The organism is Stenotrophomonas sp. UBA7606, from assembly GCF_002477705.1.
Taxonomy (GTDB): domain Bacteria; phylum Pseudomonadota; class Gammaproteobacteria; order Xanthomonadales; family Xanthomonadaceae; genus Stenotrophomonas.
This window is the reverse complement of the sequence record NZ_DLJW01000063.1, coordinates 1-9,264: the sequence shown is the minus strand read 5'-3', so window position 1 is coordinate 9,264 and position 9,264 is coordinate 1. Positions and strand designations below refer to the sequence as shown.

Annotated in this window: 8 protein-coding genes; 5 read left to right on the top strand and 3 right to left on the bottom strand. The window is 64.4% G+C overall.

The features are described 5' to 3' along the window. The first annotated feature begins 580 nt into the window (after positions 1 to 580). Complete coding sequence (locus tag B2527_RS08560; RefSeq protein ID WP_293707899.1) at positions 581 to 1,048, top strand: SET domain-containing protein; 468 nt, start codon at positions 581 to 583, stop codon at positions 1,046 to 1,048. 146 nt (positions 1,049 to 1,194) lie between these two features. Here B2527_RS08560 and B2527_RS08555 read toward each other — a convergent pair whose 3' ends face one another. The 3 genes from B2527_RS08555 to B2527_RS08545 all read right to left on the bottom strand — a co-directional run bounded on the left by B2527_RS08555 (position 1,195) and on the right by B2527_RS08545 (position 2,994). Next, positions 1,195 to 1,779 carry a DUF1439 domain-containing protein gene (locus tag B2527_RS08555; protein WP_293707897.1) on the bottom strand — a complete coding sequence of 195 codons (585 nt, stop codon included), beginning with the start codon at positions 1,777 to 1,779 and terminating at the stop codon, positions 1,195 to 1,197. A 76-nt stretch (positions 1,780 to 1,855) separates the two neighbouring features. Further along, on the bottom strand, positions 1,856 to 2,161 hold the full coding sequence (locus tag B2527_RS08550) for a DUF3861 family protein (RefSeq protein ID WP_293707895.1): 306 nt from the start codon (positions 2,159 to 2,161) through the stop codon (positions 1,856 to 1,858). 434 nt (positions 2,162 to 2,595) lie between these two features. Continuing rightward, positions 2,596 to 2,994 carry an HU family DNA-binding protein gene (locus B2527_RS08545; RefSeq protein ID WP_293707903.1) on the bottom strand — a complete coding sequence of 133 codons (399 nt, stop codon included), beginning with the start codon at positions 2,992 to 2,994 and terminating at the stop codon, positions 2,596 to 2,598. Between the two features lie 303 nt (positions 2,995 to 3,297). Here B2527_RS08545 and B2527_RS08540 point away from each other — a divergent pair, with 303 nt between their 5' ends. From B2527_RS08540 to B2527_RS08525, 4 genes are all read left to right on the top strand, one after another. Next, a complete protein-coding gene (locus B2527_RS08540; RefSeq protein ID WP_293707893.1) occupies positions 3,298 to 3,732 on the top strand; it encodes an OsmC family protein in 435 nt (144 codons plus the stop codon). A gap of 117 nt (positions 3,733 to 3,849) precedes the next feature. Then, entirely contained in the window at positions 3,850 to 4,587 is a 738-nt protein-coding gene (locus tag B2527_RS08535) for a glycine zipper 2TM domain-containing protein (RefSeq protein WP_293707901.1), read from the top strand. Positions 4,588 to 4,676: 89 nt separating this feature from the next. After that, positions 4,677 to 6,362, top strand: a complete 1,686-nt coding sequence (locus tag B2527_RS08530) for an amidohydrolase (protein WP_293707891.1) — start codon at positions 4,677 to 4,679, stop codon at positions 6,360 to 6,362. 143 nt (positions 6,363 to 6,505) lie between these two features. After that, on the top strand, positions 6,506 to 8,851 hold the full coding sequence (locus tag B2527_RS08525) for a TonB-dependent receptor (RefSeq protein ID WP_293707889.1): 2,346 nt from the start codon (positions 6,506 to 6,508) through the stop codon (positions 8,849 to 8,851). Positions 8,852 to 9,264 lie beyond the last annotated feature (413 nt).

Genomic DNA, 9,264 nt, shown 5'->3' with positions numbered 1-9,264 from the left:
ATGCCGAAGGCAGGAGAGGGAGCGGCGAAGCCGCTGCTTTTGGCTTTTATTTCCCCAAAAAGTCAGGCAGGCATAGTGGTGGGCTTCAATTGCGCGCCAAAAGCTACCCCTCTCCCCAACCCTCTCCCGCAAGGGGAGAGGGGGCAGGAGCAAGTGCACGCGGAGTCATTGATCTTCTCCTCTACCCTTGCGGGAGAGCAAGCCGAGGCAGGAGTGGGGAGCGGCCAAGCCGCTGCTTTTGACTTCTACTTCCCCAAAAAGTCAGGCGCGCATAGTGGTGGGATTCGATTGCGCGCCAAACGCTACCCCTCTCCCCAACCCTCTCCCGCAAGGGGAGAAGGGGCAAGAGCAGGTGCACGCCGGAGCCATTGATCTTCTGCTCTCCCCTCGCGGGAGAGGATGCCGAAGGCAGGAGAGGGGGAGCGGCGCAGCCGCTGCTTCCCGCCTTCAGTGCGATGGAGAGAAAGGCAGCCAACGGCCAGCGCAAAGCTCCTGCGGATCCCGATCCAGAACCCCGCCCCTTGGGTTGTCCCGCCCGATGGGTGAGAATCACCACCTCACTCACGTTCCGGCCATGTACATGCCCAAGAAGATCCAGGCGCGCAAATCCTCCATCCACGGCAACGGTGTGTTCGCTGTTGCCGACATCAAGAAGGGCGAGCGCGTCATCGAGTACAAGGGCAAGCGCCGCACCCATGACGAGGTCGACGCCGATGACACCGGTGATGTGGAAAGTGGCCACACCTTCCTTTTCACCCTGAACGATGACTACGTCATCGACGCCAACTACAAGGGCAACGACGCACGCTGGATCAACCACAGCTGCGACCCGAACTGCGAGGCGATGATCGAGGAAGCCGAGGGCGATGACCGCACCGCCGACAAGGTGTTCATCGAAGCCATCCGCGCCATCAAGCCGGGCGAAGAATTGACCTACAACTACGGCATCACCCTGGCCGAGCGCCACACTGCGCGCCTGAAGAAGATCTGGGAGTGCCGTTGCGGCTCGCCCAAGTGCACCGGCACGATGCTGCAGCCCAAACGCTGATTGTCCGACGCAACTGCGCGGTGCTGGGCGATTTTTGCGGAAGCGGCGTAAGCCGCGAAGTCACTGCCAGCTCAGCTGCTCCCCCGACGGAGCAACATGAAAGAGGCCGCTATTGCGGCCTCTTTCATGTCCCATCGCCGTCTGGATCAGTTGCCCAGCAAACCTTGCGGTACGAAGCTGCCCAGATTCTGGTTGAAGTCCACCGCGATGCGGCCGTTCTGGATACCCACCGATTTCACCTGCAGTGCGCCCATCACCCGCGCAATGGCGGGGTCGATCTTGTAGATCGGCTCACGGCGGGCATAGTCGGCCAGCCAGCTGTTGAGCAGGCTGCGAGTGCTGGCATCCAGCTCACCACTGCCCGCGGCAGGGCGGAACCCGTCGACCGTGGGCTGGTCCAGGTGGAAGCCCTGGGTCTGTGCGTCATAGCGCAGGCCACTGCTGATCTGCACTTTGCCCACTGGCATCGCCGAGCCCCCGGCGGCCATTGCCAGGTCGAAGCCCAAGTCCAGGCGGCTGCCCTGCGGCAGGGTGAGGAGCGGATCGCTGACCGTCAGTGCCAGCAGACCGCCCAGTGCCTTCTGGGTACGCGGGAAGCTGCTGTCCAGATACTGCTGGACATCGGATTGGCCGACCGTCAGCTGCTTGCCGCTGACTTGCGGGGCGGCATGGGCACTGGTGGCCAAGGCCAGGGCAGCGAGGGCGGACAGGAGCAGGGGGCGCAGCTTCATTGGATCGACTCGCAGCGGTTATCGCACAAGAGGCAAAGATAACCGCAACGGGTGAACGGCTTATTAGCCGTGCCGCTCATTCGCGGGTCTGCAGGCGCTGCAGCTTGGCCAGCAGCTGGCCAAGTTCGGGCTGCAGCGTGGCCAGCAGGCTGCCGGGTTTTGCGGCCGACTCGGCAAGCGTTTCCAGCAAGCCGCTGGCCACCACCACGCCGGCATCTTCATTGCAGCTCAAACGGCGCTGACCCTGCGCCGATTCCAGCTGGTGCATCCAGTTGTACTGGCTGCGTTGTTCGAACTCGATCGTGCAGCGTCCACTGCACTGCTGGCCGTCGGTTTCGATCGGCGTAACGGTGATGCGGTAGCGATGCTTGGGGGATGACATGGGGGCAAGACGGCAGATGGATGAGTGGCCACCATAGGCCTGCCCACCGGTGCTTGCGAGGCGTTGAACCATGACGCTGTGTTCCAGTGTGTCAGGTGCGCCGTGGATGGAACGCTGCGGCCCATGGGAACGTTTTCCGCCACCTGTTGCCGCGACATCCGGCGTCCCCGTGGTGCCCCACGCGGTGCAGGTTGCGAGGGCACCGCTGCCAGCTCAAGCGGCAAGCTGCGGCAAGGGGCGCAGGAAGCGACGCGGCGCGGGCAAGCGCAGTGTCCTGGGTGTTGTCGGCATGCGTGCGGCGACATCACCGGTGACGAGGTCTATCGGGTGCGCCGCATTTGCAGGGCTGCGCGGTTGACCCGAGGCAGCCAAGCTGTGGGCAAAAAAAACGGGACGGCAGAGCCGTCCCGTTTGATCGCCAGGGCGTAGCGCTATTACAGCGCAGCGTCCTTGAGCTTCTTCAGCGGGCGAACCTTGAGCTTGGTGGTGGCCGGCTTGGCAGCAAACCACTGTTCTTCCTTGGTGAACGGGTTGATGCCCTTGCGCTTCGGCTTGGCCGGGACGCTCACGGTCGAGATCTTCAGCAGGCCCGGCAGGGTGAAGGAGCCAGCGCCCTTCTTGTTGACCGAGGCGGCGACGGCGCCTTCCAGGGCGGCGAACACGGCGCGCACGTCCTTGGCAGCAACGCTGGTGGCTTCGGCGATGTGGGCGACCAGACCCGACTTGGTCAGGGCTTCCTTGATCGGCTTGATTGCGGCCGGCTTGGCTGCTGCCTTGGTTGCTACTTTCTTCACTGCCTTTTTCGGGGCAGCCTTTTTAGCGGTCTTTGCCATGATTTCCTGTTCCGTGAACGGTTGGTTGTTGGTCGTGCCGACCCCGTCGGCAAGCGAAATGTAGGGCATCAATTGCACGCCGCCAATAGGTTTGATGCAAAAAAGCCCATAAAAATTGCTTTTGGCGGCGTGCCCGGCATGCATATGGGCCAAAACCCTTGGAAAAGTACAGTTGCAGGAACACTTGTCCGGTGCGGGGCAATGGCCATCGCAACGCCGTCAGCAGGGAGCCGCTGCGGCGCACAAGCCGCTAACACCCGATGCATTACGCTCAGCCAGCCATCCACAACGAGGAGTTCCACCATGGGTATATCGCGCCACGCAACCGCACATTGGGAAGGTGACCTCAAGACCGGCCAGGGCCGCCTGAGCACACCGCAGAGCGGCTTGATGGAGAACACCCGCTATGCGTTCAGCAGCCGCTTCGGTGACGAGAAGGGCACCAACCCGGAAGAGCTCATTGCCGCCGCCCACGCCGGTTGTTTCACCATGGCACTGTCGGCAAAGCTCAGTGAGGCCGGCTTCCCCCCCAGCTCGCTGGATACCCGCGCCGACGTGGACCTGTCCATGGAGGGCGGGCCACAGCTGTCGCAGATCCGTCTGAAGGTAAAGGCCGTGGTACCGGGCCTGGATGAAACCCGGTTCCGCGCGATTGCCGACGACGCCAAGCAGAACTGCCCGGTCTCCAAGGCTCTCAGTGCTGTGCCGATCAGTCTGGAAAGCGAGTTTTCGGCCTGATTCCTGCTGGTTGCTGAAAGGGCCGGCGCCGCGTTGCAGCGGGCCGGCCCGGTTCAGGGTGGTTTCACCCGCCACGCCCGAGCATCGCTCATCCCAACCTTGGTGGCCATTGCCATGCTGCGTTCATTGCCTGTTGCTGGTGTGCTGGTGCTGGGCCTGCTGGCGGCGAGGCCTGCCGCGGCGCAGTACTATGACGACGGCCAGTACCGTCCCAACCCCAACTACGACGATGGCCAGTATCGGCAGGATGGCCGTTATGACGACGGTCAGTACCGCCGTAACACCTACAACTACGGCAGCAATGGTCCGGTCTACGACAATGCGCGGGTGGTGCGGGTGGACCCGATCATCGTCAATGGTGGTGGTCGCAGCGAGCGCTGCTACCAGCGCAATGACGGTGGCTACGTGTACGGCGGTACCACCAACGGCTATCAGAACAACCCGTATCCCAATGACGGCTACGACGGCAATGGCGGCTACAGCGGCGGCGGTTACAACGATGGTCAGTATCGGCAGGCCAGTGATACCGGCCGGCAGCTGGCGACCGTGATCGGCGGCATCGCTGGTGCTGTGCTGGGCAGCCGCGTGGGCGGCGGTGATGGCCGCTACCTTGGTACGGCGGTGGGCACCCTTGCCGGTGGTGCCGCGGGCAGGGCGATCTATGAGGCCAGCAACCGCCGCGATTACCGCCGCAGCGATGTGCGGGTCTGCGAGCCCAGCGGCTACGGCAGCGAGAGCGAACGGGTGGACGGCTACAACGTCACCTACGAATACGCCGGCCGCCAGTACCAGACCCGCCGCGATTACCATCCGGGTGACACCATCCGCGTGCGGGTCGACGTCAGCGCTGATTGAGTCAATTCGTCCTTCTCTGCTGCACCACGGTTTGTCACCCCAGCGCGATGGCGGCATAGTCGCTGCCATCCCGTTCAGGAGAGTGCGTGATGCGTCGTGTTGCCTGTCTTGCCCTGTTGCTCCCGTGCCTGCATGTACTCCCGGCCCAGGCCGAGGTGAAACTGCTGCTGGCCGAAACCATCCGCACCGGTGATGCCGCCCAGCCCGTGGCTGGCGCCATGGCCTGGGACAGCGACAGTGGCCGGGTGCTGCAGGTGGGCAGCGCCGAGGCATTGCGCAAGGCCTATCCGCAGGCCGCTGCGCTGGATCTGGGCAAGGTCACCGTGGTGCCCGGGCTGATCGATGCCCATGCGCACATCATGGGCTTGGGCAATACCCTGGCCCAGGCCGACCTGACCGGCGCACGCAACCGCGCCGAGGTGGTGGCGCGTCTGCAGGCATTCGAGAAGACCCTGGCTCCGGGTGAGTGGCTGCTGGGCCGCGGCTGGGACCAGAACCGCTGGGACAACACCGATTTCCCCACTGTCGCCGATCTGGATGCCGCGTTCCCGCAACGCCCGGTCTACCTGGAGCGTGTCGATGGCCACGCCGGCTGGGTCAACAGCGCGGCTTTGCGGGTTGCCGAGAAGGCCGGCAAATCCCTGTCCGGCGATTGGCAGCCGGAGGGCGGGCGCATCCTCCGCGATGCAGCCGGCACGCCCAGCGGCGTTCTGGTTGATGGCGCGGCCTCGCTGGTTTACGCCCATATCCCCGCATTGGACGATGCCTCGCGCGAAAAGCGCCTGCAGGCGGCGCTACAGGAAGCGGTCAGCAACGGCCTGACAGGCGTGCATGACATGGGCGTGCCGCGCGAGGACCTGGCGCTGATGAAGCGCCTGGCTGACCAGGGCAAGTTGCCGCTGCGCATCGATGCCTACGCCGATGGCAACAACGCCGCGCTGGACGACCTGTGCAAGACCGGGCTGTACGCCCACCCGGGCGGCCGCCTGCAGATGCGCGGAGTCAAGCTGTACATGGACGGTGCACTGGGCAGCCGTGGCGCTGCCCTGCTTACCGCCTACAGCGACGACCCGCACAACCATGGCCTGCTGATGACCTCGCCGGAGGAGTTCGAGGTCGCCGTGCGCAAGGCCGACGGCTGCAAGGTGCAGGTGGCCACCCATGCCATAGGTGACCGCGGCAACCGCATCGTGCTCGACACCTACGAAAAGGTGCTGGGCAGCCACAAGGACACGGATCATCGCTGGCGTATCGAGCACTCACAGGTGGTCGCGTTGGAGGACATTCCGCGCTTCGCCAAACTGGGCGTAATCGCCTCGATGCAGCCCACCCATGCGACCTCGGACATGGGCTGGGCCGAGCAGCGGGTGGGGCCGGAGCGCATCCTTGGCGCCTATGCCTGGCAGCGCTTCCTGCACAGCGGTGCACGGCTGGCGCTGGGCTCGGATTTCCCGGTGGAACAGGTCGATCCACGCCTGGGCCTGTACGCGGCGGTGACCCGGCAGGACCGCGACGGGCAGCCGCCGGGTGGCTGGCAGCCGGAGCAGCGGCTGAGCGCGGCCGAAGCATTGCGCGGCTTTACCAGCGATGCGGCCTGGGCTGGCCATGACGAAGCCGAGGTCGGCAAGCTGGTGGCCGGGCTGCGCGCGGACTTTGTGGTGCTGGACCGTGACCCGCTGACGATTGCCGCCGACCAGCTTGATGACCTGAAGGTGCTGTCAACCTGGGTAGATGGCGAGCCTGTTTACAAGGCCGGTGAAGCATCGGGTAGCTGAGCCTGCTACCGCCATGGGTGCTGTGCCCATGGCGGTGTCACCAGATTGCCATCTGGGCTGTTGATGATCGGCGCGCTTCCATTACGTGCCATCGGTGCTGTCTGGCCGAACGGACTCATCACCTGCCAATGAAGGGCGACTCCATGCAGTTTCACCCCGCCGTATCTGCTTCCCTCCGTATTACCCACCGCATCCCACGCCGCTCGCTGCTGGCCCAGGCCTGCGCGCTGCTGGTCCTGCCCTTGGCCGCGCAATCGGCGCTGGCGCAGGAGACCGCAGCTGCTGGCACCCGTGCCAGCGCCACCGCGCTGGATGCGGTGACGGTGACCGCCGAGCGCCGCGAACAGAACCTGCAGGACGTGCCGGTGTCGGTGGGCGTGGTGCAGGGCGAGGCGCTGCGCAGCTATACCGAGGGTGCCGACGACACCTTGCTGGCACTGTCCGGGCGCGTGCCCAGCTTCTATGCCGAGACCACCACCGGGCGCATCTTCCCGCGCTTCTACATCCGTGGCCTGGGCAATATCGATTTCTACCTTGGCGCTTCGCAACCGGTGTCCATCATCCAGGACGACGTGGTGCTGGAGCACGTGGTGCTCAAGTCCAACCCGGTCTATGACGTGGACCAGGTGGAAGTGCTGCGCGGCCCGCAGGGCTCGCTGTTCGGCCGCAACACCACCGCCGGCATCGTCAAGTTCGACACCGCCAAGCCCAGCCAGGACCCGAGTGGCCGGGTCAACATCAGCTACGGCAGCTACAACACGGTGGCCATCGACGGTGGCATGGGCGGCGCGATCAACGACGTGCTGTCCTACCGCGTCTCCACCCTGTACCAGCACCGCGACGACTGGATGGACAACACCTATCGCGGCCCCAGCGCCGACGGCACGGTGACGCCGAAGAACGACACCATGGGCGGCTATGACGACCGCAACCTGCGCCTGCAGCTGCTGTACAAGCCGAACGAACAGTTCTCGTTGCTGGCTTCGGCGCACACCCGCGACTACGAGGGTACTTCAACCCTGTTCCTGCGCAACGCGCTGGTGAAGGGCAGCAACCGCGTCGATGTGCCGCGCGACAAGGTCGCTTTTGACGAGGCCGACAATAATCCGCAGGCCTACAAGACCCACGGTGGCTCGCTGAAGGCGACCTACGATTTCGGCAACACCACGCTGACCTCGATCAGCGCCTACGAAACCACCTCCGGTTACAGCCGCGGCGACACCGACGGCGGCGCCGCGGTGGACTACCCGGTCAATGGCCTGCCCAATGGCTACGGCCAGTCGATGGGCCAGGTGCAGGACCTGGACCAGTTCACCCAGGAACTGCGGCTGGCCTCCAATGCCACCGACCCGTGGTCGTGGCAGGTGGGTGCGTTCTACTTCGACGGCCGCGACACCACCGATTTCTACCAGCGTGCCTGGTTCCTCACCACGCCCGCGCACAACCCGAACAACTGGGTGCGCCTGCGCAATATCAACACCTCCTGGGCCGGGTTTGGCCAAGTGAGCTGGAAGGCCACCGATGCGCTGACCTTGACCGCAGGTGTCCGCGCGACCAAGGACGAGAAGAGCACGCGTCTGCTGAAGACCGCCGACACCGCTGCCGGGTTGGTGACCTACAAGGGCCGCCACAACGTCGAGATGTCCGATACCCAGCCCAGCTGGGACCTGAGCGCGATGTATGAGGTCAGCCCGGAGCTGAGCCTGTATGCACGCGTGGCGCGCGGCTTCCGTGGGCCGACCATCCAGGGCCGCTCGGCGGTGTTCAATGCCGACTTCACCACTGCCGATTCGGAAACCATCCTGTCCTGGGAAGCCGGTATCAAGAGCAGCCTGCTGGACAACCGCCTGCGCCTGAACGTCAGCGGCTTCACCTATACCGTCAACGACATCCAGCTCAACGGCAACGACTCCAACGGCAACGGTGTGCTGTTCAATGCCGACAAGGCCCGTGCCTACGGCCTGGAAGCGGACATGGATTGGCGTCCGATCCCCAACCTGTCGCTGACCGCCGGCCTGAGCCTGCTGCACAGCAAGATCCAGGACAAGCGTGTGTATGCGCAGGTCTGCGCGCTCAACGGCGTGGTGGTATGCACGGTCAACGACCCGACCATCAAGATCGGCAGCAATGTCTATGCGCAGATCGATGGCAACCCGCTGCCGAACGCGCCGAAGTACAACCTGAACCTGGCTGCGCGTTATGACATTCCGGTCGGCGATGATGGCGCGGTGTTCTTCGCCACCGACTGGAACAAGCAGGGCGAGACCCAGTTCGTGCTGTACGACAGCAAGGAGTTCTACTCCAAGGGCAACTTCGAAGGCGGCCTGCGGGTGGGTTACACCGGTGGTTACGGTGCCTGGGAAGTGGCAGCCTTTGCCCGCAACATCACCAACGAGAAAAACCTCAAGGGTGTGATCGAGAACTACATGGCGGCGGTCTACAACGACCCGCGCATCATCGGCCTGTCGTTCAACTACAACTGGCGGTAAGCCGCATTGGCCCTGCTGGAAGACCTGCTTAAGCCCCTCTCTCGCTCGCGGGGCGGGGCGCTTGCGAACCATTGATTCGCGGTCATTCGAGCGCCCTTGTGTCAGCGCAAGAGCCGGTCGCGGAGCGGGGAGGGGGTAGTGCGAAGTACCGTGCAGCTTTGCTTTGCCTTGGCCATGCAGCGGGAAACGCACCAGCTACAAATCAAGAGCTGCCCTCATCCGCCCCGTTGAGGCACCTTCTCCCGCGTGCGGGAGAAGGGATTGAGTCAGAGCCAAGGCCAGAGCCAAGGCCAGAGCCAAGGCCAAGGCCAGAGCCAAGGCCAGAGCCAAGGCCAGAGCCAAAGCCAGAGCAAGAGCCAGAGCCAGAGCCAGAGCCACAGCCGGAGGCACAACAACCGCCAAGGCCAAAGCCA

Excerpts from the sequence above, each read along its gene's own strand:
- B2527_RS08560 (WP_293707899.1), top strand. The coding sequence starts at position 581 with ATGCCCAAGAAGATCCAGGCGCGCAAATCCTCCATCCACGGCAACGGT.
- B2527_RS08555 (WP_293707897.1), bottom strand. The coding sequence starts at position 1,779 with ATGAAGCTGCGCCCCCTGCTCCTGTCCGCCCTCGCTGCCCTGGCCTTG.
- B2527_RS08550 (WP_293707895.1), bottom strand. The coding sequence starts at position 2,161 with ATGTCATCCCCCAAGCATCGCTACCGCATCACCGTTACGCCGATCGAA.
- B2527_RS08545 (WP_293707903.1), bottom strand. The coding sequence starts at position 2,994 with ATGGCAAAGACCGCTAAAAAGGCTGCCCCGAAAAAGGCAGTGAAGAAA.
- B2527_RS08540 (WP_293707893.1), top strand. The coding sequence starts at position 3,298 with ATGGGTATATCGCGCCACGCAACCGCACATTGGGAAGGTGACCTCAAG.
- B2527_RS08530 (WP_293707891.1), top strand. The coding sequence starts at position 4,677 with ATGCGTCGTGTTGCCTGTCTTGCCCTGTTGCTCCCGTGCCTGCATGTA.
- B2527_RS08525 (WP_293707889.1), top strand. The coding sequence starts at position 6,506 with ATGCAGTTTCACCCCGCCGTATCTGCTTCCCTCCGTATTACCCACCGC.